Genomic DNA, 21,218 nt, shown 5'->3' with positions numbered 1-21,218 from the left:
GTCGACGGTCGGCGGGCGCTGCGCTCCCTCGTTCCTCGGTCGCTTGGCCCTTCTCGCTTTCGACACCGGCGCGCCCTTCGGCTCACTCGCCGGGGTGCCTGGCGGGGGTCTGCGCGGAGGGCTGCGGCTTTTCCCCGTCCCGCGGGTGTTCCTTCCGCGGGTATCCCCTCGGGGCCGGCCCCGGCGGCCCGGCGCTGCTCTCCGGATCACTCGCTGTGCCTCTTCCGTGTCACCGGGCTCGCGCACTGCGGTAGGTTGACGCCTTGTGGAGGATCTCGACCAGCGCATCGTTCAGCTGCTCGTCCAGGACGGGCGGATGAGCTACACCGACCTGGGCAAGGCCACCGGCCTGTCCACCTCCGCCGTGCACCAGCGGGTCCGCAGACTCGAGCAGCGCGGGGTGATCCGCGGCTACTCGGCGATCATCGACCCGGACGCCGTCGACCTGGCGCTGACCGCCTTCATCTCGGTCAAGCCGTTCGACCCCAGCGCCCCCGACGACGTGCCCGACCGGCTCGCCCCGCTGCCCGAGATCGAGGCCTGCCACAGCGTGGCGGGTGACGAGAACTACATCCTCAAGGTGCGGGTCGGCGCCCCCGGCGACCTGGAGGACCTGCTGGCGCGGATCCGCAGCGCCGCCGGCGTCTCCACCCGCACCACGGTGGTCCTCTCCACCCCCTACGAGGCCCGCCCGCCCCGGCTCTGACGGGGGCACTGTCCGAGGGACGGACGGCGCGGGTGCAGACTGGTGGCCATGACCGAACGCACCTCCCGCACCGTGCTGCTGCGCGGCGGCACCGTCTACAGCCCGGCCGACCCCTTCGCCAGCGCGATGCTGATCGAGGGCGAGCAGATCGCCTGGATCGGCAGCGAGGGTGCGGCCGACGCCTACACGGCGGTCGCGGACGAGGTCGTCGACCTGGCCGGTGCGCTGGTCACCCCCGCCTTCGTGGACGCGCACGTGCACGCCACCTCCGCCGGCCTCGCGCTCACCGGCCTGGACCTCACCGGCTGCGCCACGCTGGCCGAGGCGCTGGCGCGGATCACCGCCTTCGCCGCCGCCCAGCCGGCCGGCGGTGTGCTGATGGGCCACGGCTGGGACCAGAGCGGCTGGCCCGAGGGGCGTCCGCCGACGCTCGCCGAGCTGGACGAGGCGGCCGGCGGCGCCGCGCTCTACCTCTCGCGCACCGACGTGCACTCCGCGCTCGCCACCAGCGCGCTGCGCTCGCGCACCCCGGGTCTGGCCGGGCTGTCCGGCCACCACCCCACCGCCCCGCTCACCCGCGACGCGCACCACGCGGTCCGTCGCACCGCGCTGGACGGGCTGACCGACGAGCAGCGCCGCGCCGCCCAACTGGCCACCCTGGAGCGGGCCGCCGCCCTGGGCATCGCCGCCCTGCACGAGTGCGCCGGACCGGAGATCTCCTCCGAACACGACCTGGCCGCACTGCTCGCGCTGGCCGCCGAGCGGCCGGGACCCGAGGTCTACGGCTACTGGGGCGAACTGAGCGAGCGCGGCGGCGTCGAGGCGGCCCGCGGGCTGGGCGCGGTCGGCGCCGGCGGCGACCTCTTCGCGGACGGCGCGCTCGGCTCGCACACGGCCTGCCTGCACACCCCCTACCAGGACGCCGACCACACCGGCGCCGCCTACCTGACGGCCGACCAGGTGGCCGACCACGTCACCGCCTGCACCGAGGCCGGCCTGCAGGCCGGGTTCCACGCGATCGGCGACGCCGCGCTGAGCGCCGTGCTGGCGGGCGTGCGGACGGCCGCCGACCGGCTCGGCCCCGCCGCCGTGCGGGCCCGGCGGCACCGCGTGGAGCACGCCGAGGCGCTGGACGCCACCATGATCGCGGCCTTCGCCGAGCTGGGCCTGACCGCCTCCGTGCAGCCCGCCTTCGACGCCGCCTGGGGCGGCCCGCAGGGGATGTACGTGGACCTGCTGGGCGCCGAGCGCGCCGCCGGCCTCAACCCGTTCGCCGCCCTGCTGCGGGCCGGCGTCCCGCTGGCCTTCGGCTCGGGTGCCCCGGTCACCGCGCTCGACCCCTGGGGCACCGTGCGCGCCGCCGCCTTCCACCGCACCCCCGAGCACCGGATCTCGGTGCGGGCCGCCTTCGCCGCGCACACCCGCGGCGGCTGGCGGGCGCTGGGCCACGACCACGAGGGTGTCCTGGTCCCCGGCGCGCCCGCCACCTACGCGCTCTGGCACACCGGTGAGCTGGTCGTCCAGGCCCCCGACTCCCGGGTGGCCGGCTGGTCCACCGACCCGCGCTCGGGCACCCCCGGACTGCCCGATCTGACCCCCGGCACGCCGCTGCCCCGCTGCCTGCGCACGGTCGTCCGCGGGCGGACCGCGTACGACGCCGGACTCACCGGCTGACCTGCGCCTTCTCATCCGACCGAGACTTCCGATCGGCGGCCGTCAGCGGTACCGTCGTCGGATACCCGTCGGCTCCGGGAACCCCCTCCCGCGGCGCCCGACGGTCCCCGAACCAGCCCAGAGAGATGGTGCGCAGGTGGCCTTGCCCCTCGACGCGGCCCCCCACGCCCTCGACCCCGAGGGCTCGCCGCAGAGCGCGGACACCCGCGGCGGCGCGGACCGCCCGACCGGCCAGGCCGCCCCTGCGGCCGGGCGCCTGGCGCGACTGCGCGAGCGGGTCCGCACGGGCTGGCGGCGCTGCGCGCTGGCGGCCGGCGCCGGGCTGATGCTCGCCGCCGCCTTCCCGCCCTACGACCTGTGGCCGCTGTCGATCCTCGCGGTGGCCGCGCTCTCGCTGCTCACCCGCGGGCGCACGGCGCGCCAGGGAGCCTGGACCGGCTTCGTCTTCGGCCTGCCGTTCTTCCTGTGGCTGCTGGACTGGATCCGGGTGATCGGCTCGGACGCCTGGGTCGGCCTCTCGCTGGCCGAGGCGCTCTTCGTCTGCGCGCTGGGCGCCGGACTCGCGCTCACCTCCCGGCTGCCCGGCTGGCCGCTCTGGGGCGCCTGCCTCTGGGTGGCCCAGGAGTGGGCGCGCGACCGGCTGCCGCTGGGCGGCTTCCCATGGGGGCGGCTGGCCTTCGCCAACACCGCCAGCCCCTTCACGCCGCTGGCCGCCTGGGCCGGGGCGCCGCTGGTGACCTTCGGGGTGGCGCTCTGCGGCACCTTGCTGGCCTGGGGCGCGCTGCGCCTGCGCCGGGGGCCGGGCCGGGCCCCCGGGGCCCGGCCGGCGATCGCCGCGCGGGCGCGGCGGCGCAGGATTCCAGTGGATGAACAGTGCCTTCCGGCAACTATTGTCTGATGCAATACTCTGCACATGCGAGGTATACCTGACGAAGTGCCTGGTGGGGACGGTCCCACCCGGGCGGAGATCGACGCGTTCCAGACCGCCGCGCGCGACCTGATCGGCGTGGCGCTCAGGAGCCTGGACGTCCTGGCGGGCGAGGTGTCACTGCCGCAGTTCCGGATGCTGCTGGTCCTGCGCGAGCTGGGGCGCTGCCCCTCCTCGCACGCCGCCCAGGCGCTGGGCCTGGGCCCCTCCTCGGTGACCCGGCTGGCCGACCGGCTGCATGCCTCGGGCCACCTCGCCCGCGGCACCGACGCGCACCACCGCGGGGTGGTCACCCTGGAACTCACCGCCCTCGGCAGCCGCCTGGTCGACGAGGTGCTGGACTGGCGCCACCACGAGTTCGCCCGCATCCTGGCCCGCCTGGAGCCCGCCGAGCGGGCCGCCACCGCGGCCGGTCTGCGCGCCTTCCACCAGGTGGTCGGCGACGGCTACGCGGCCGACCTGCACGGGCCGGTGCCGCTGTGAGCGCCGGGACACGTCAACGGGCCACCCACCTGGGGGACTTCACCGTCGGCCCGCGGATGCTGCTGATCTGCGCCTGGGCCCTGCCGGTGGGCGGGGCGGGCGCGCTGGCCGCGCTCTTCCTGCAACGTCTGATCGCGCTGGTCACCAACCTGGTCTTCTACCAGCGCTGGAACACCGCGTCGGTGGCACCCGGCCTGCACCACCACCCGTGGTGGCTGGTGCTGTCCGCCCCGGTCGCCGGGGGACTGGTGGTCGGGCTGATGGCCCGGTTCGGCTCCGAGAAGATCCGCGGCCACGGCATGCCCGAGGCCATCGAGGCCATCCTGACCGGCGGCAGCCGGCTCGCCCCCAAGGTCGCCCTCCTCAAGCCCGTCTCGGCCGCGATCAGCATCGGCACCGGCGGCCCGTTCGGCGCCGAGGGACCGATCATCATGACCGGCGGCGCGATCGGCTCGATGCTCGCCCAACTGCTGCGGCTGAGCGCGGACGAACGCAAGACGCTGCTGGTCTCCGGGGCCGCCGCCGGCATGGCCGCCACCTTCAACTCCCCGATGGCCGCCGTCCTGCTGGCCGTCGAACTGCTGCTCTTCGAGTGGCGCCCGCGCAGTTTCGTGCCCGTGGTCGGCGCGGTCGCCGTCGCCACCGTGGCCCGCGGCGGGCTGATGGGCACCGGCCCGGTGTTCCCGGTCCCGACCACCGGCCTGCACCTGAGCGGCACCGTCACCGCGGCGGCCGCCGTGGTCGGCCTCACCGGCGGGCTGCTGGCGGTCGTCGCCACCTGGCTGGTCTACCGGGCCGAGGACACCTTCGCCCGGCTCCCGTTCCACTGGATGTGGTGGCCCGCGATCGGCGGCGCGGTCATCGGCGCCGGCGGCCTCGTGGAGCCGCGCGCGCTCGGCGTGGGCTACGACGTCATCGACCAGTTGCTCACCGGCCGGGCCACCACCTCGCTGATCATCGGCATCCTGGTCGTCAAGACCCTGATCTGGTCCCTCTCGCTGGGCTCGGGCACCTCCGGCGGCGTCCTGGCCCCGGTGTTCATGATCGGCGGTGCGCTCGGCGCCTGGGAGGGCATGCTGCTGCCCCAGGCGATGCCCGGCTTCTGGGCCATGACGGGCCTGGCCGCGGTGGTCGGCGGGGTGCTGCGCTCCCCGCTGACCGGTGCGATCTTCACCCTGGAGCTGACCCACGCCTGGCCCACCGCACTGCCGCTCCTGATCGCCTCCACCGTCGCCTACGCGCTCTCCACCCTGGTCCTCAAGCGCTCGATCCTCACCGAGAAGATCGCCCGCCGCGGACTGCACCTCACCCGCGAGTACTCCACCGACCCCCTGGAGACCTTCTTCGCCCAGGAGGTGATGCAGCGTGAGCCGTACGTCCTGACCGCCGGCCGCACACCGGAGAGCACGCTCCTGGCGACGCTGCGCGGCGAGGCCGCCACCGGCCGGGGCCAGCGACTGCTGCCCGTCGTCGCCCGCGACGGCAGCCTGACGGGCGTCACGACCCGCCGCGCCCTGCTGGCCGACACCGCGGACCGCGTCCAGGCGGCGCGGGTGGTGGTGCGCCCCGACGACACGCTGCGCCACGTCGCCCAGCTCTTCGCCGAACACCACGTCACCAGCGCCCCGGTGCTGGGCCACGCCCCGGACGAACGCGTGCTCGGCGTGATCTCGCTGCGCGACCTGCTGCACGCCCGCCGGCACGACCACGCCGAGGACCAGCACCGCCAGCGCCTGATCCCCCGCCCCACCGCCGTCCCCGACCCCACCTAGGAGAGACGATGTCCCCTGGCACCACGTCCCCCGGTAACTCCGCGCCCGGCGACACGGCGCGCCTCCTGGCGGACCTGCACGAATGCCTCGCCCAGGCGGCCCCCGAGCAGCGCGGCGCCCTGTGGCGACTCGCCGAGTCCGCCCGGCAACTCGACGCCAACCTGGTCCGGTTGCCACCCGACGCCGTCGTTCCCGCGCACACCGAGAACGACCTGGACGTCCTGCTGCTCGTCGTCGCGGGCAGCGGAACCCTGCGCGCGGGCGAGGGGGCGGGCGCCGACGAACTCCCGCTCGCCGCCACCACCCTGGCCTGGCTGCCCCGCACCGCCCGACGCGCCCTGCACGCCGGCCCCCAGGGCCTGGACTACCTCACCGTCCACCGCCGCCGCCCCGGCCTGACCATCCGAGGCACCAGGCCCGACCCCGCCGACGAAGGCGGCGACAGCGCCTGCTGGCTCCACCGGCTCTGCCCCGCCTGCGGCATGGTGCCCGACGGCACCGCCCCCGCCTACTGCAGCCACTGCGGCGAGCACCTGCCGCCCGAGTGAGTCGCCACCACCTGCCGCGCGGTGCGGGCGCGGACCTCAGCGGTGGCCGACGAGTCCCGACTCGTAGGCGGTGATCACCAACTGCACGCGGTCCCGGGCGTGCAGTTTGGTGAGCAGCCGCGAGATGTAGGTCTTGGCGGTCGCGGCGGTGATGAAGAGCTCCGCGGCGATCTCGGCGTTGGAGCGGCCCAGGCCGACGAGGGTGAGGATCTCGCGCTCGCGGCCGGTGATCGCGGCGAGCAGGGCCGGCCCGGGCGCGCTCCCAGCCTCCGGGGCCGTGCAGAGCGCGGGCGGCCGGTGTGCGAAGTGCGCGATCAGCCGCCGGGTGACGGTCGGGGCGAGGAGCGCGTTCCCGGCGGCCACGACGCGGATGGCGGCGCGGATGTCGTCCAGCTCCATGTCCTTGACGAGGAAGCCGGACGCGCCGGCGCGCAGCGCGCCGTAGACGTGCTCGTCCTGGTCGAAGGTGGTCAGGATGAGCACGCGCGGCACGCCTGCGGCATCCGCGGTGCCCTCGGTGATGATCCTGGTGGCCTCGATGCCGTCCAGACCGGGCATCCGGATGTCCATGACGACCACGTCGGGCCGCAGTTCGGCGGTCAGACGGACGGCCTCGGTGCCCGTGCCGGCCTCGCCGACCACGGTGAGGTCCGGGGCGTCGGTGATGATCATGTCGAGGGAGGCGCGTACCAGCGGCTGGTCGTCGACCAGCAGGACGCGGACCTCGGTGGTGGCGGCGGCGGGCGTGGTCATCGGGTGCGCTCCAGGGGCGGGGGGAGTTCAGCGGGTGAGGCGGGCACGGTGGCAGCGGCGGGCGTGGCAGGTGAGGCGGGCCGGTCGCTGTCGGGCCGTGCGGCGGTGGGCACCGCCTCCGGCGGAACCGGCAGCCGCGCCGTCACGCGGAAGCCGCCGTCGGGGCCCGGCCCGGCGGCGAACGCGCCGTGCAGCAGGCCGACCCGCTCCCGCATCCCGACGATGCCGTACCCGTGCCCGTGCCCGCGCCCGTTCCCCGGCCGCTGCCCGTGCTCGGGGTCGTCGTTGACCACGCTGACGACCAGCTCCGCCGCGCGGAGGTCGACCGACACCCGGCATGCGCGCACTTCGGCGTGCCGCACCACGTTGGTGACCGCTTCCTGCACGATCCGGTAGGCCGACAACTCGATCTCCGGCGGCAGCCGGTGGCGCGGACCGGACCGGACCTGGTCCACCCGCACCCCCGCCGCGGTCGTGGTGGCGGCCAGTTGGGCGAGGTCGTCCAGGCCGGGCGTCGGCGCCGACTGTTCGGCCCGGTCGGCAGCGTCGCCGTCCGCCTCGCGCAGCGCCCCCAGCAGCCGTCGCAGCCCCGACAGCGTCTCCCGCCCTGCTGCCTCGACCTCCCCGAGGCCGGCCCGGGCCCGGGCCGGCTGGGTGTTGAAGACCCGGCGGGCGGCGCCGGCCTGGAGCGCCACGATCCCGAGGCTGTGCGCGACCATGTCGTGCAACTCCCGTGCGATGCGCAACCGTTCCGAGGTGATCGCCTGGTCCGTCGCCCGCACGCGCAGCGCCTCGGCGTGCGCGTGGCTCTGCCACACCGCGTGTCCGATCAGCCACGCGATCACCGTGGTCAGCGCCGCCGTCACCGTGGTGCTGCTGTAGTCGTCCATGCCGGACAGCGCGCGCAGGCCCGAGTAACCCAGCAGCGTCCCGAGCGCCAGCGCACCGGCCGTCACCGAGGTGCGGGTCGGCTGGGTCGCCGCCAGGTAGCAGAGCGCGACGTCGACCACGAGGTACTGCAGCAGCGGGATGTCCGCGACGGCCATCGCCATGACCGACAGGACGGTCCCGAACAGCAGCAGGCACAGGGCCGTCAGGGGTCGGCGTTTGCGCCGGCCGGCGGCGAGCACGACCAGGACGGCGAGCGCCTCGTTCTCCTGGTCTCCGAGGCCCAGTGTGAGAATGGATATGCCGTGGCGGGTCTGTATCTGCTCGAAGACCGTGTACGCCGTGACCGCGAACCAGAGCAGCACCATCCAGGTGCCCGGCGACACGCGCGAGAGGTACTTGGGCGGCACCCGGGTGAGGCTCATGCCGCGAGCGTAGCGGCCGGCTTCCGGCCGTGCAGTCATCCACGGATGTCAGCCTGGGGTTGACATCGCATCAGGTCGGTTGTCACCTGTCGGCGGATGTGCGCCGGGGTCTGTGACCGGCACCGTGGGCCCCATGATTGAAGTCAGTCATCTCACCAAGCGCTACGGCCGCATCACCGCCGTCAACGATCTGTCCTTCACCGTCCGGTCCGGCCACGTGACCGGCTTCCTCGGCCCCAACGGCGCGGGCAAGAGCACGACCCTGCGCATGATCCTCGGCCTGCACGCCCCGACGAGCGGCAGCGCGACCGTCGCCGGCCGCGACTGCCGGGGGCTGCGACGGGCGCTGCGCCAGGTCGGGGCGCTGCTCGACGCCGGTGACGTGCACGGGGGCCGCAGCGCCCGCGACCACCTGCGCTTCCTGGCCCGCAGCAACGCGATCCCCCGGAGCCGGGTGGACGAGGTCCTGCGGGAGGTCGGCCTCACCGTCGCCGCCGACCGGCGCATCGGCGGCTTCTCGCTCGGCATGCGCCAGCGCCTGGGCATCGCCGGGGCGCTGCTCGGCGATCCGCCGGTCCTCGTCTTCGACGAGCCACTGAACGGGCTGGACCCCGAGGGCGTGCTCTTCGTCCGGGGCCTGTTCCAGCGCCTGGCGGCCGAGGGCCGCACGGTCTTCGTGAGCAGCCACCTGATGACCGAGATGGAGCACACCGCCGACCGTCTCGTCGTCGTCGGGCGCGGTGAACTGCTCGCGGACGAGACCGTGGCCGAGTTCGCCGCCCGCGGCGCACGGCACGCCGTCGAGGTCAGGGCGGACGACCCGGCGAGGCTGGTGGCCGTCCTGACCGCCGAGGGCGCGCAGGTGACGCAGGCTCCGGACGGGCTGCTGACGGTGACCGCCCTCGATGCGGTCGCCATCGCCGGGGCGGCTCTGGCGTGCGGCGTGCTCGTCCATGAACTGACCACCAGGACCGGCTCGTTGGAGCAGGCCTTCATGGAGCTGACCAGCACCAGCGTCGAATACGCGGCAGGAGAACGAGCGTGAGCACCCGGACGAACACCCGTATGGACACCCGGACGAGTATCCGGATGGGCGCCCGCCCTGCGACGGGCGGGACGGCCCACCAGGAACCCGCCCTTCCGGAGCCGAAGTTCACCGACCTGCTGGCGGCTGAGTGGATCAAGCTGTGGTCCCTGCGCTCGATCCCCTGGTTCCTCCTGATCAGCGCGGTGACCGTCATCGCCCTGAACGCCAACGGCGCGCGGGCCTCCCGCTCCCAATGGTCGTCCTGGACGGTGGGCCAACAGGCCTACTACGCCAGGACCGGGGCGTTGTCCGACGCCTTCACCCGGCCTGGCGCAACCCTCGTCCTGCTGGCCATGGGTGCGGTGGGCGCGATCGCCATCCTCAGCGAGCAGAGCACCGGGCTGCTGCGGACCACGTTCGCTGCGGCGCCGGCCCGCCGCGAGGTGGTCGCCGCCAAGGTGTTGGTGATCGCCGGGGTGGCGGCCGGATTCGGCGTCTTCGTGGTGGCCGTTTCCTTCTGGCTGGACGAGGCGATCCTGGCCGGGAAGTACGGCGGGGTCTCGATCGGTCATCCCGGCGCACTGCGGCTGGTGACGGCCTCCGCGCTCCTCGCGCCGGTCGGCGCGCTGATCGGCCTCGGGCTCGGCGCCGTGATCCGGCACAGCGTCACGACCATGGTCACGCTGTTCGCCCTGGTCTTCGTCCTCCCCTCGTTCGTCCACGACAACTCGTACGGGGGCGCGGTCATCGTCAACACGCTGCCGTTCACGGCGTGGTCCCGGCTGCTGATGCCCGCGAGGCTGACCGGCACCCCGTACCCCTCCACCCTCGGCGGCGCCTGGACGGTCTACGTGATCTGGACGGTGGTCGCGGTGCTGCTGGCGATGACCACGGTGCCGCGGCGGGACCAGTGACGGTCGATCAGTCCGGTGGGCGTGCCCGGCCGGGGGCGGGGGCCCTGTCCCCGCCCCGCCGGCCGCCCCCGCCGTTCGGGTCGCCGGAGGGCTCTGCTTGCATGGCTCCCCGTGAATGCCATCCTCACCAGCGTCATCGCGGTCACGGGCACGCTCCTGGGCTCGACCCTGACCCATCTCTTCCAGCAGCGCACGGTCCGGCGCACCGAGCGGGTCGCCGGTGAGGAGCGCGTGCGTCAGCGGCGGCTGGACGCGTACGGGACCTACGCCGGGCTGCTGGTCGAGTTCCGGCAGGCCATGCTGCACCACTGGTTCTGCCTGCACGAGGGACAGGACGCGGGCGACGAGGTCGAGCTGCGCAAGCGGTCGTTCGAGTTGCGCTCCCGTGCCCAGCACGCCCTGTTCCAGGTCCTGTTGACCAGCGAGGAGCCCGCTCTGCTGGCCGCGGCGACGGACGCCTTCACGGCGGTGGGCAAGATCGACCGCGGCAAGGACCGCGCGGACGTGGTCGCGCGGCGGGACGCGACCCGGGAGCTGATCGACGCTTTCGTCGACACCGCCCGCGCGCACGTCTGACGGCCGCTGCCGGGGGCGGGGGCGGGATTGAGGCGGTGCGGGCTTCAGGCGGTGCGGCCCCCGCGCGGCGGTGTGGCGGCCGGGTCGTCGCCCGGGTGGAGGTCCGTCAGCCAGCGGTGCCCCGGGTGCACCCGGGCGAGGAGCGTGGCGAGGGTCCGGCGCGCGGTGTCGTCCAGCAGGGGGAGTGCGCCGGCGAAGTCCAGCTGGTCCTTGGGGCGGGTCGCCTTGGCCTTGAAGAGCAGTGCCAGCTCCGGTGCGAGGTAGGGGATCCCGTCCGGGGTGCGGTGGACAACGGCGGTGTACGGCAGGCGGATCGACGGGTCGCGCCGGCAGATCCAGGTCGCTCCGTCGTGCGGCTCGCGGAAGACGTCGACCAGGAAGTTCCCGGTCGACGGGTCGCGCAGCCAGGTCTGGTGGCTCAGCTGCGCGACCTCCGGCGTCAGCTCCCAGAGACGACCGGCTGCCACCACGTCGAAGGCGAACTCGGGGAACCGGTCCCGGATTTCGGGGAACCGGTCGGCCGGCACGGCGATCTCCAGGTCACCGTGCGCGCGGCTCACCCCGCCCCTGAACAGGTCGAGGGCCCAGCCTCCGGCCACGCACCAGGGGACCGGGACACCCGCCAGCCGGTCCGCCACCTCGGCGGGGGTCCAGGCCCCCGCCCACCTCGCCTCGGCCTCGGCCTCGCTGATCTCGACGCCGCCCGGGGGCAGTTCTGGGGTCATCCGGCCAGGCTACCGGTGTCCCGTCGTGGCCGGGCGTGTCAGCGGCGTGGACCCGTGCGTCAGTGGGCGTCCCTGCTCGGCTGGGCGGGGTCGGGGTTTCCGCGGCGGCGCGTGGTCATCGCCCAGGCCGCCGGTACCGTCACCGCGAGCAGGGCCCCGGCCGTCACCAGTGCGTGCTGCGCGCTGAGGCCCGCGGCCTGCCCGCAGGAGTCGCCGGTCAGGTAGACGCCGCCGACCAGGGCGACGCCGAGGGTGCCGCCGAGTTGCTGGACGGCGTTGAGGAGCCCCGCCGCGGAGCCGGTCTCCTGGGGGGAGACCCGGCGCAGCGCGGCGGTGAAGAACGGCGGGGTGAACAGGCCCACGCCGAGGCCGGCCAGGGCGAGGGCGAAGGGCAGGCCGGGCGGGTAGTGGCCGGCGGGCGCGGCCCGGTAGGCGAGCACCGCGGCGGCCAGGCCGGCGGCGAGGACGGCGATGCCGGCGTGCAGGACGCGGGTGCCGTAGCGGGGGACCAGGTGGCTGCCGGCGCCCCAGGAGGCGAGGGCCAGGCCCGCGGACCACGGCAGCAGGGTCAGACCGGCGGTCAGCGGACCGGTGTGCAGGCCCAGTTCGAGGTGCAGCACGACGGTGATCATGACGCCGTTCATGACGGCGAAGAAGAGCGTGGAGGTGGCCAGCGCGGCCGGGAAGGCGCGGCCGCGCAGCAGCGAGGGTTCGACCAGCGGGGTGCCGCCGGCGGCGGCCGCCCGGCGCTGGTGGGCGGCGAACACGATCAGGACGAGCGCGCCGAGCGCGGCGGCGCCCCACGCGGCCCCACCCGGCGCGCCGGTACCGGCGGCGAGCGGACAGACCAGCAGCGCGGTGCCGCCCATGGCCAGGGCGGTGCCGGCCGGGTCGAGGCGGGGGCGGACGGGGGCGCGGTCCTCGCGCAGGCGCGGGGCGATGGCCAGGACGGCGGCCGCGAGCGGCAGGTTGACCAGGAAGACCGCGCGCCAGGAGGTGCCGAACAGGTCGCCGTGGGTGAGCACGCCGCCCAGGACCGGGCCGAGGACCGCCGACAGGCCCATGACCGGACCGATGGTGCCCAGCGCCCTGGGGAGTTCGTCGCCGTCGAACATGGCGCGGATCAGCCCGAACGTCTGGGGGACGATCAGGGCGGCGGCGACGCCCTGCACGGCGCGCAGGCCGATGAGCGCGGCGGTGTCGGGGGCCAGCGCGCAGGCCAGCGAGGTGAGGGCGAAGGCGCTCACCCCGATCCGGAAGACGCGGCGGCGGCCGGCCAGGTCACCGAGGCGGGCGGCGGTGAGCAGACCGAGTGCGAAGGTGAGGGTGTAGGCGGCGCTGTACCAGGGGATCGCGGCGGCGGGGCCACCGAGGTCGCCGTGGATGACGGGGCCGGCGACCTGGACGATGGTGGCGTCGAGGAGGTTCATGGCCTCGGCGGTGAGCAGGGCGACGAGTGCGACCCACCGCCAGCGGTACGCGGCGGGGCTCGGCTGGGTGGGGGTGGTGGTTGCGGTCGAGTACTCGGTCATCAGGTTCCCCGGTGTGGGTGGTGTGGTCGTGCGGGTCCGCGGCAAGGCGGCCTGTCGGCCTGTCGGCCTGTCGGCTTGTCGGCCTCGACGTCTCCCGCGTGCCCACCACCCTGGCCGTGCGCTCCCACCCGATTCCATTTCCGACCGCGAGATCGAGGATTTCATCCATTCCAGCGGCTACTTTGAGGAATATGCTCGCACTGGACGACCTCGACCGCGGCCTGATCCACGCCCTCCACCTGGACGCCCGCGCCCCGTTCACCCTCATCGCCGACGTCCTCGGATCCTCGACCCAGACCGTGGTCCGCCGCTACCGACGCCTGTCCGCCGACGGCGGCCTGCGCGTGGTCGCCCTGCCGACCCCGCGCAGCGCCCACGCGCACCAGTGGTTCGTCCGGCTGACCGCCGCCACCCGCACCGCCCACGACATCGCGCTCGCGCTGGCCCGCCGCCCCGACACGTCGTGGGTGCGACTGACCTCCGGTGGCACCGAGATCGTCACGATCATCCACACCCCGCCCAGCGGCCCGGACGCCCACTCCCTCCTGCTGCGCGACATCCCGCGCACCGCCGGCATCACCGCGGTCTCCGCGCACTACCTGCTGCACACCTACCTGGGCGGACCCACCGCGTGGCGCGGCCGCCTCGGCGCGCTCACCCCCGCCCAGCAGGCCCAACTGCGCGCCCACGCCGGGCCGTCCGGTACCGCCGACGACGACCCCCACCCGTTCACCGACGCCGACCTGCGCCTGCTGGCCGTGCTGCGCGAGGACGGCCGGGCCAGTTACGCGGACCTGGCCGCTGCGACCGGCTCCACACCGGCCACGGTCACCCGACGCCTGACCGAACTCCGGTCGCGCGGCGCGTTGTTCTTCGACATCGACATCGAGCCGGCGGTCCTCGGCATCACCGTCTCCGCGCTGCTGTGGATGCAGGTCGCCCCCAGCCGCCTCGACGAGGTCGCCACCGCGCTGGCCGCCCACGACGAACTCGCCGTCGTCGCCGCCACCACCGGCCCCACCAACCTGGTCGCCCACGCCCTGTGCCGCGACGCGGAGGCCCTGCACCACTACCTGACCCGCCGCGTCGCCCTGGACGCCATCACCCGCCTCGAGACCGCCCCGGTCCTGCGCACCTACAAGGCCGCCGCCACCCTGCGCGGCTGACCACCCACCGCCGGGCACAGCCCGCCGAGCAGCCCCGACCGTGAAACCGTTCGACCGGACCGCGGCATCGAGCGATCATGTCCGAGTGACCTCGATTCCCTCCGCGCCTCCCTCCGCGGCCGACGCCCTGCAACACCGCGCCATCCTCTGGAGTATCGGCGCGATCCGGGCCCACGACGTCGTCAGCACCGCATGCGACGCCCTCGCCGGTGGACTCGACAGCCCGGCGCTGCGGATCCTGGCATCACGCTCACGGAACGAGGCCGACTACGAGGTCCCCGAGATCCTGCCCGTGGTCCTCGAAGAGCTGGGCCTCACCCACTACCCGCCCGGGAGTGCCGCCGGCCAGGAGGCCGCCGTTCGAGTACTCGCCAACCAGATGCTGGCGGGTGAGCTGACGCCGCGGGAACTGGCCTTCCAGGTTCATCAGCGCTTCGGCCATCGCCTCCCGCCGGCTCAACGGCTCGCGGAACTCGACGACGAGTACGACACCCTGGAGTACAGCGGCCGAACAGCCGCCCAGGTCGACGCCGACGTCACCTCCGAGGCCCACCGCCTGGCACGACGCCCGCGGGGATGACGGTCCCCACCATCGCGTCGTCCCCGGTCGGCTGAGCCGGTTGCCCAGACGAGCAGGTGCTGCGGGAGCCGGCGCAGTTGCCCGACCCCCACGTGCACCGCTTCGTCCACAAGCTGCGGCACGCCCGGGACGGGCTCAGGTGAGGGCGGCGGCCAGGCGGGTCAGGCCGTCGGCGATCTCGGCGGGGGAGTGGGTGGTGAACGACAGGCGCATGGTCGCCGGGTCCGGGGGGCCGGCGAAGAAGGGTGCGCCGGGGACGTAGGCCACTTGGTGGGCGACCGCCCGCCGGAGCAGGGCGGTGGCGTCGTGACCGGCGGGCAGGCGGGCCCAGAGGAACATGCCGCCGTCCGGGCGGTTCCAGCTGCTGCCGGCGGGCAACGCGTCGGGCAGACCCGCGAGCAGGGCGTCGCGCCGTTCGCGGTAGGCGTTGCGGACGGTGGCGAGGTGGGCGTCGAGATCGCGGTCGGCGAGGTAGCGGGCCGCGGCGGCCTGGTCGACCGTCGAGGTGTGCAGGTCGGCGGCCTGCTTGGCCACCACGCAGGCCCGCCGCAGTTCGGCCGGACCGCGCAGCCAGCCCAGCCGCAGCCCGGGGGCCATCACCTTGGAGAAGCCGCTCAGCAGCACCGTGCGGTCCTCCGCTCCGGCGCAGCCCGCGACCCACGGCACCGGCTCGCCACCGAACCGCAGTTCGCCGTACGGGTCGTCCTCGACGATCCACAGTCCGCGCCGCGCCGCCACCTGCGCGACGGCCGCGCGGCGGGCGAGCGGGAGCGTGCGGCCGGTCGGGTTCTGGAAGTTGGGCACCAGGTACAGCAGCTTGGGCCGGTGCGCCGCGACGAGGGCGTCCAGGGCGTCGGGCACGATGCCGTCGGCGTCGGTGGGGACCGGGACGATCCGCGCACCCGCGAGTCCGAAGCACTGCAGCGCGGCGAGGTAGGACGGGTCCTCGACCAGGACGGTGTCACCGGGTTCCAGCAGCGCCGAGGCCAGCAGCGACAGGCCCTGCTGCGAGCCGCCGGTGACCAGCAACTCCTCGGGGTCGGTGGGCAGTCCGCGCGCGGTGAGGCGGGCGGCGACGGTCGCCCGCAGCGTGGGGTCGCCCTCGGTGGTCGAGTACTGCAGGACCTGCTGCGGCGACTCGCGCAGTACCGCGTCGTAGGCCGCGCGGATGCCCGCCGCGTCGAAGAGCTCGGGAGCGGGCAGACCGCCCGCGAACGAGATGACCTCGGGGCGGGCGGTCAGCGCCAGGATCTCACGGACGGGGGAGCCGCCCACGGCGGCGGTGCGGGCGGCGAGAGCGGGAACGGCGGCGGCTCCGACAGCGGTTTGGGTCGTCATATCCGTTCACCCTACGAAGACCTGACCCGGCGTCCAGAAGGATTTCACGATGTGGTCGCCAGGTGGCCGTCCTGCCGACGCCGTTCGGTCGTCGCGGTGGCGGGCTTGATCAACGGCGCGTCCCGCGAGAGCTCCCGGAACCCGAGGTCGTGGTACAGCCCGCGCGCGGCGGGATGGCCCGGCGCACCCAGGCAGACGACCGTCGCATGGGTGGCCCCGGCCGCCCGCGCCAGCAGCATCCCGCGCAGCAGCATCGAGCGTGCCAGCCCGAGCCGCCGGTGGTTCGGATGGGTGCCGACCGGCTCGAACTCGACGGTCCGGTTCACCTCGTCGAACCACATGATCGTCGAGGCCGCCATCGTTCCGTCCGGCGCCTGCACGAGGACGTGCAGGTCGCCGCGGTAGCCCGCGGTCTGCCGGACGTCCTGGTAGCTCCCGACCGTGTACGCGGAGGGGGCCCAGGCGTCCACGTGGGCCTGGACCACGGCTTCGGGTCCCGCCTCGTCGGCGGTGCGGAACCGGTAGCCGGCCGGCAGGGTCGGCTGGGCCACCTCGGCGAGGTCCCGCCTGTTGAGCTGGGTCCAGTCACCGGTGTCGTGGAGCGCCGCCGTGTTGGTCCGGTAGCCGTGCGCCGCCCATCGCCGCAGGGCGAACTCCTCGGCGGTGGTGGGCAGGACCGTGCGCTCCAGGCCGGCCGCCACGCCGTCGTACCACTCGATCACCTCGTCGACCAGCTCGGTGTGCTCGGGGTGGACCTGGTAGCTCAGGAAGGCACCGGAGACCTCGGCGACCGACCCGTCACCGCGCTCCACCCGGCACGGGAGGGAGGCCCAGCCCCACGCCACCAGGTCGTCGCCGGAGTACCAGAGCCGGCGTCGCCAGGTCGCACCCTGGGAGGCCCGCCCCTTGCCCCAGACCCAGGCCAGCTCGCCGTACGAGGCGTCGGCGCTGATCAGGTCCGGGCGGATGGCGGTGACGCGCTGGGCCAGACCCTGCATCAGCGGGATGTCGGCGGCAGTCAGGAGTTCGAAGTCCGTCATGGGGCGCCACTGTTCCAGGCGCTGGTGAAGCGGTCGAACCGTTTTCCGAGCCGGGCCGGGCCGGGCCGGGCCGGGCAACCGGTCGCCCGGCCCCGCCCCGCGCGCCCCCTGCTCCGCCGGCCGCCCGCCCCCGGTGGGCGCCAGGCCGGTGGTGGACTGGGCGGTCAGGCTCGGGGCGGCGTTCGGGGCGACCGGCGGCGGGGTCACGTAGACCGGGACCGGATCGGCCTCGGGGGCACAGGTCTTGGCGATCGGCCCGGTGCCGGTGGGCAGGCTGCCGTCCCGCAGGTAGGCGGTGAAGGTGTCGTCCAGGCAGGCGTCGCCGTGGAAGAGGATCTCGTGGAAGCTGCCGCCGTTCTGGACCACCAGCTTGGAACCGGGCAGCGCGTCGTGCATCGCGACGCCGCCCTGGTACGGGGTGGCGGCGTCCTCGGTGGCCTGGAACAGCAGCACCGGCGGCAGGCCCTTGCCGGTGATCTTCAACCGGCCGGACTGGTCGCCCTGGTAGGGCCAGAACATGCAGGCGGTGTTGTACCACATGTTGTTGTACGTGTAGAAGGGCGCGGTGGCGTTGACCTTCGCCTGGTCCTTCTTCCAGGTCTCCCAGTCGCGCGGCCAGTTGTTCTCGGTGCACTGGACCGCGTTGTACGCCGGGAAGGTGCCGTCGTCGGCGCCCGGCGCCGCGTAGCGGTTGTAGGCGATGTTCAGCGGCCGGGTGTCGTGGGAGTTGACGTAGGCCGACAGCACGGTCGCCATCCGCGGCCAGCGCAGGAAGTTGTAGCCGCCGCCGTAGAAGGTGTCCTCGAACTCGGCGGGACCGATCTTCCCGGGAGCCGGGGAGGCGTCCACCGGGGCGGTCCGCAGGGCGGTCTCGACCTGCTGGTACTTCTGCTCGACGGTGGCCGCGTCGGTGCCCAGGTGGTAGACCGAGTCGGCCTTGGCGGCCCAGGCCGCGAAGGCGTCGAACCGGCGCTGGTGCTCCTTGTCCTGAAGGATGTTGTGGTCGTACCAGCTGATGGTGGGACCGACGATGCTGTCCAGCACCATCCGGCGCACGTGCGAGGGGAAGAGCTGGCCGTAGGTCGAGCCCAGCGAGGTGCCCCAGGAGCCGCCGTAGAAGTTGATCTTCTGGACGCCGAGCGCCCGCCGGATGCTGTCCATGTCCCGCGCGTTGTCGACGGTCGTCATGTGCGGCAGGATCCAGCTCCAGTCCGCGGCGCAGTCGGCCGCGTAGCCGGCCGACTTCTCCAGCCACGCCTTCGAGGTGCCCTGGGAGACCTGGTAGTCGGGCCGCTCGGCGTCGAAGTAGTGCGGGTCGCAGGTCACGTGCGGCACGCTGCCGTTGGTGCCGCGCGGGTCGAAGCCGATCCAGTCGTAGGTGCCGGCGACGTCCTGCGGGATGGCCCCGGAGATCGAGGCCGGCATCCACAGGCCGGAGTCGCCGGGACCACCGGGGTTCAGCAGGATCGGGCCCTGCTGCTTGTCCTTGGGCGCGGTGGCGGGGAGCCGGTTCAGCTTGATCTGGATCTTGGTGCCGCCCGGGTGCGCGTAGTCCAGCGGCACGTCCAGCATCGCGCACTGCAGCGCGGGGGTGGTGGCGTCGTTGCAGGAGCTCCAGGCGAGCCGGCCCTGCCCGCTGTCCGCCAGGTCGGACGGAGCGGCGGAGGCGGGCGCGGAGGCGACGAGCGCCCCGCTGAGGACGACGGCGGCCGTGGCGGCCGACAGGAGGGGTTTGAAGGCGTTCATGGCAGGCATCATGTGATATGTGCCATGGTACACACCAGTGGATTGACCCCGCGTTACCCAACCGTGACGCCCCCTCAGATCGCCGGGTGCGGAGGCGGGTGCGGAGGCGGAGGCACAGGCGGGCGCGGCGGCGGATGCGGTACCGGAGCCGCCGTCAACTCGCCCCGTGCAGCCACTCCGTGTACCACTGGCGGAAATCCGGGCCCGGGGTCAGACCACCCCAGCCCGGGTCGTCGGACCACACCTGGCCGGCGCTCCGCCCGGTGACGACCAGGCGGTGGAACTCGCCGCAGCCCGCCTCCGCGAGGACGAGGGTCCCACGCACCGAGTAGTCGGCGTGGCCCGCTCGGCCGGGCCCGGGGTGCCCCTGGACGTACGGAAAGGGTGTGGCCAGGAAGCCGGGCGTTCGACCCTCCTCCCGAAGGTCGAAGGCCGCCTCGTCCTCGGCCGGGAGCTCGGTGAGCCGGAAGAGGCCGTGACAGGGACCGGCCCCGCCGTCCGCCACCTCGGTCAGGAAGCCGCGGTAGGACACGGGCAGCGTGACACCGTACGCGCGCTCGAAGGAGTGGACCTCCCGCTCCGTCAGCGGAGCGGGCAGCCGGTAGCCGTGACTCGCGGCGCCGAACCGTTCAAGGCCGGGGTCCTGTGCCGCCATGGCCGCGACCCGGGCCCGCACCGAGGCACCGTCCCAGCCGCCACGGGCGGTCACGCGCCGGCCGCCTCCCTCATCCGGACCCCGTAGGGTGGCCTCCGAGGCCGGTGCGACCTCCGGGATCCGGAGGAGGCGGGCAGTTCCCCACCACCGTCGAGCCGCAGTCACCGGCGGACCATCAGGTCGAGGACCTCGGCGAGTCCGGCCTTGACCGGCTCGCGGTGCGGGAGGGCCTTTGGGGCCGAGGTGGCGTCCGGTCGCACGCCGCGGTCCGCGAGGATGTAGAGCAGGCGCAGCGTGCGCAGGCAGTTGGTGAAGTGCGCGGGGACCGGGACGGTGACGGTGTCGGCGCCGAACCGGGCGGCGACCGGGTCCAGCCAGGCCGTCGCGTCGCGCTCGCTCAGATCGGGCCGGGTGAGCACGCGGGCGATCGCCTTCGCCAGGCGGTCGTCCTCCAACTGGTCGAAGACGTGCACCGTGGGTGCGGTCAGGCGCGCGGCGGCAAGGTCCAGCATCCGCACGGGGGACACCTCGCGGTGGCACCCGAAGCTGCCCAGCAGGTCCGCGCCGTGCGCGGCCGCGTGCAGCCAGCCGAGCGTGCCGTCGTGGCCCCGCAGGTCCTGCTCCCGTGGGTACCAGCGCTCGAAGGCGGTCACCCATTCGGCGCTGAAGTCCCCCTTCTCCACCAGCATGTCGAGCACGAGAGGGGCGAAGGTGCGGGCCTGGACCTCCGGGTCGGCGAAGCGGACGGCCATCTCGTCGCCCAGGGCCAGCCGGCGGGGCGCGTCGATCACCCCGCGGGCTATCCAGGTCGACAGGACGGAGTAGGCCGCCCCGTCCCGGATCAGCGGATCGGGGTCCGCCAGGGCACGCGAGAGCGCTCGCACCAGGTCCTCGAAGGGGTGGCCGGCGGGCACGGCGTAGCCGGTGGCCTCGATGCTCTTCCAATCGATCATGCGACGCACAGTAGGCCCGAACCGCCGTGCCCCGCCGCGAATTACCAACCGCCCCGGAGTCCGCGACCGCCGTGTCCGACCCACCTCCTACCCTTGCGGGCATGGGACTCTCGATCACCGTGGGGCTGTTGAACGACCTGGCTCGAAACGACCCCGAGGGGTGGGAACACCACCTGGGCGCCTTCGACCTGCTCAACCGGGCACTCGCCGGGCAGGGCGTCGACTGGCGCGAGCCGGGTGGCGATCCCGCCGGCGGTGCCCTGCACGCCGGCGGCTTCCCGTACGGCTACCTGAGCCACCTGCGCCGTTCGTACGTCCTGCGGCTGCTCGGGGAACCCGTCACCCCGGCCCGCGCCGTGGACGACGAGCAGTACGCCCGGGACCAGGAGAAGGTCCAGGACGAGCTGTCGATGTTCTCGTCGCACCTGCTCTGCCACGCCGACAACGCGGGCTACTACGTGCCGGTCGACCTGAGCGAGCCACTGTTCCTGCCCGAGGAGGACGGCGTCGCGGGCTACGGGATGGTCGGGTCCAGCCAGCGCCTGCAGTCCGAACTGCTCTGGCTGGCACCGGGCATCGGCATCCACCCCGACGAGGACGGAACGCTCTCCCCGGCCGAGCGGGCCAAGCTGGGCGCCCTCGCGAGCACCGACCCCTTCGAGCCCGAGAAGTTCGCCTGGGCCCAGCTCCATGCGGCCTGCCGGTCGAGCATCGCCAGCGGCCACGCCATCGTCTTCGGCTGAGGAGACGGCCGTCACCGAGGCCGCGAAGGCGCCGCGCGAGTGACGC

The 21,218-nt window shown here is 74.1% G+C and carries 19 protein-coding genes and 1 pseudogene; 12 read left to right on the top strand and 8 right to left on the bottom strand.

Features of this window, described 5'->3' with window-relative positions; genetic code table 11:
- Window positions 1-265 precede the first annotated feature (265 nt).
- The 6 genes and pseudogenes from ABD323_RS20700 to ABD323_RS20675 all read left to right on the top strand — a co-directional run bounded on the left by ABD323_RS20700 (window position 266) and on the right by ABD323_RS20675 (window position 6,111).
- Window positions 266-706, top strand: a complete 441-nt coding sequence (locus ABD323_RS20700; RefSeq protein WP_344443276.1) for an Lrp/AsnC family transcriptional regulator — start codon at window positions 266-268, stop codon at window positions 704-706.
- Between the two features lie 48 nt (window positions 707-754).
- A complete protein-coding gene (locus ABD323_RS20695) occupies window positions 755-2,380 on the top strand; it encodes an amidohydrolase (RefSeq protein ID WP_344443275.1) in 1,626 nt (541 codons plus the stop codon).
- A gap of 136 nt (window positions 2,381-2,516) precedes the next feature.
- Window positions 2,517-3,185: pseudogene (locus ABD323_RS20690) on the top strand (apolipoprotein N-acyltransferase); the annotation flags it as partial.
- Window positions 3,186-3,293: 108 nt separating this feature from the next.
- Window positions 3,294-3,791 (top strand): MarR family winged helix-turn-helix transcriptional regulator, encoded by a 498-nt coding sequence (locus tag ABD323_RS20685; RefSeq protein WP_344443274.1) that lies wholly within the window; start codon window positions 3,294-3,296, stop codon window positions 3,789-3,791.
- The gene (locus tag ABD323_RS20680) at window positions 3,788-5,563 is read left to right on the top strand and encodes a chloride channel protein (protein ID WP_344443273.1); all 1,776 of its coding nucleotides are present in this window, start codon (window positions 3,788-3,790) and stop codon (window positions 5,561-5,563) included. Before ABD323_RS20685 ends, ABD323_RS20680 begins: the two co-directional genes overlap by 4 nt.
- Window positions 5,564-5,571: 8 nt before the next feature.
- Window positions 5,572-6,111 carry a hypothetical protein gene (locus ABD323_RS20675; RefSeq protein WP_344443272.1) on the top strand — a complete coding sequence of 180 codons (540 nt, stop codon included), beginning with the start codon at window positions 5,572-5,574 and terminating at the stop codon, window positions 6,109-6,111.
- 36 nt (window positions 6,112-6,147) lie between these two features.
- On the opposite strand, the gene ABD323_RS20670 is transcribed toward ABD323_RS20675, so the two are convergent.
- Together ABD323_RS20670 and ABD323_RS20665 are read right to left on the bottom strand one after the other, a co-directional pair.
- Entirely contained in the window at window positions 6,148-6,864 is a 717-nt protein-coding gene (locus ABD323_RS20670; protein WP_344443271.1) for a response regulator, read from the bottom strand.
- Window positions 6,861-8,177 (bottom strand): sensor histidine kinase, encoded by a 1,317-nt coding sequence (locus tag ABD323_RS20665; protein ID WP_344443269.1) that lies wholly within the window; start codon window positions 8,175-8,177, stop codon window positions 6,861-6,863. The genes ABD323_RS20670 and ABD323_RS20665 overlap by 4 nt, the downstream gene beginning before the upstream one ends.
- A gap of 133 nt (window positions 8,178-8,310) precedes the next feature.
- On the opposite strand from ABD323_RS20665, the gene ABD323_RS20660 reads away from it, so the two are divergent.
- From ABD323_RS20660 to ABD323_RS20650, 3 genes are all read left to right on the top strand, one after another.
- Window positions 8,311-9,222 carry an ABC transporter ATP-binding protein gene (locus ABD323_RS20660; RefSeq protein ID WP_344443268.1) on the top strand — a complete coding sequence of 304 codons (912 nt, stop codon included), beginning with the start codon at window positions 8,311-8,313 and terminating at the stop codon, window positions 9,220-9,222.
- Entirely contained in the window at window positions 9,219-10,118 is a 900-nt protein-coding gene (locus ABD323_RS20655; protein ID WP_344443267.1) for an ABC-2 transporter permease, read from the top strand. The genes ABD323_RS20660 and ABD323_RS20655 overlap by 4 nt, the downstream gene beginning before the upstream one ends.
- Before the next feature lie 111 nt (window positions 10,119-10,229).
- A complete protein-coding gene (locus tag ABD323_RS20650) occupies window positions 10,230-10,694 on the top strand; it encodes a hypothetical protein (RefSeq protein WP_344443266.1) in 465 nt (154 codons plus the stop codon).
- 44 nt (window positions 10,695-10,738) lie between these two features.
- Here the strand turns inward: ABD323_RS20650 and ABD323_RS20645 are convergent, their stop codons facing one another.
- Both ABD323_RS20645 and ABD323_RS20640 read right to left on the bottom strand, forming a co-directional pair.
- Window positions 10,739-11,419: a nucleotidyltransferase domain-containing protein gene (locus tag ABD323_RS20645; protein ID WP_344443264.1), complete on the bottom strand. Its 681-nt coding sequence runs from the start codon at window positions 11,417-11,419 to the stop codon at window positions 10,739-10,741.
- A gap of 59 nt (window positions 11,420-11,478) precedes the next feature.
- On the bottom strand, window positions 11,479-12,951 hold the full coding sequence (locus ABD323_RS20640) for an MFS transporter (RefSeq protein WP_344443263.1): 1,473 nt from the start codon (window positions 12,949-12,951) through the stop codon (window positions 11,479-11,481).
- Between the two features lie 191 nt (window positions 12,952-13,142).
- Between ABD323_RS20640 and ABD323_RS20635 the strand changes: the two genes are divergently transcribed.
- Together ABD323_RS20635 and ABD323_RS20630 are read left to right on the top strand one after the other, a co-directional pair.
- Window positions 13,143-14,117, top strand: a complete 975-nt coding sequence (locus tag ABD323_RS20635; protein ID WP_344443262.1) for an Lrp/AsnC family transcriptional regulator — start codon at window positions 13,143-13,145, stop codon at window positions 14,115-14,117.
- Between the two features lie 85 nt (window positions 14,118-14,202).
- A complete protein-coding gene (locus tag ABD323_RS20630) occupies window positions 14,203-14,697 on the top strand; it encodes a hypothetical protein (protein ID WP_344443260.1) in 495 nt (164 codons plus the stop codon).
- A 135-nt stretch (window positions 14,698-14,832) separates the two neighbouring features.
- Here ABD323_RS20630 and ABD323_RS20625 read toward each other — a convergent pair whose 3' ends face one another.
- From ABD323_RS20625 to ABD323_RS20610, 4 genes are all read right to left on the bottom strand, one after another.
- Window positions 14,833-16,035, bottom strand: coding sequence for an aminotransferase-like domain-containing protein (locus ABD323_RS20625; protein ID WP_344443258.1), 1,203 nt, complete (start codon window positions 16,033-16,035; stop codon window positions 14,833-14,835).
- 44 nt (window positions 16,036-16,079) lie between these two features.
- Complete coding sequence (locus tag ABD323_RS20620) at window positions 16,080-18,821, bottom strand: alpha/beta fold hydrolase (protein WP_344443256.1); 2,742 nt, start codon at window positions 18,819-18,821, stop codon at window positions 16,080-16,082.
- Between the two features lie 154 nt (window positions 18,822-18,975).
- Complete coding sequence (locus tag ABD323_RS20615; RefSeq protein ID WP_344443255.1) at window positions 18,976-19,530, bottom strand: SMI1/KNR4 family protein; 555 nt, start codon at window positions 19,528-19,530, stop codon at window positions 18,976-18,978.
- A gap of 107 nt (window positions 19,531-19,637) precedes the next feature.
- A complete protein-coding gene (locus tag ABD323_RS20610; protein WP_344443254.1) occupies window positions 19,638-20,429 on the bottom strand; it encodes a DUF2785 domain-containing protein in 792 nt (263 codons plus the stop codon).
- Between the two features lie 101 nt (window positions 20,430-20,530).
- Between ABD323_RS20610 and ABD323_RS20605 the strand changes: the two genes are divergently transcribed.
- Window positions 20,531-21,172, top strand: a complete 642-nt coding sequence (locus ABD323_RS20605) for a hypothetical protein (protein ID WP_344443253.1) — start codon at window positions 20,531-20,533, stop codon at window positions 21,170-21,172.
- The last annotated feature ends 46 nt before the right edge of the window (window positions 21,173-21,218 follow it).

Source organism: Kitasatospora nipponensis (assembly GCF_039528135.1).
GTDB lineage: Bacteria > Actinomycetota > Actinomycetes > Streptomycetales > Streptomycetaceae > Kitasatospora > Kitasatospora nipponensis.
The sequence above is the reverse complement of the archived record's forward strand: the minus strand, read 5'-3'. Positions and strand labels throughout refer to the sequence as shown.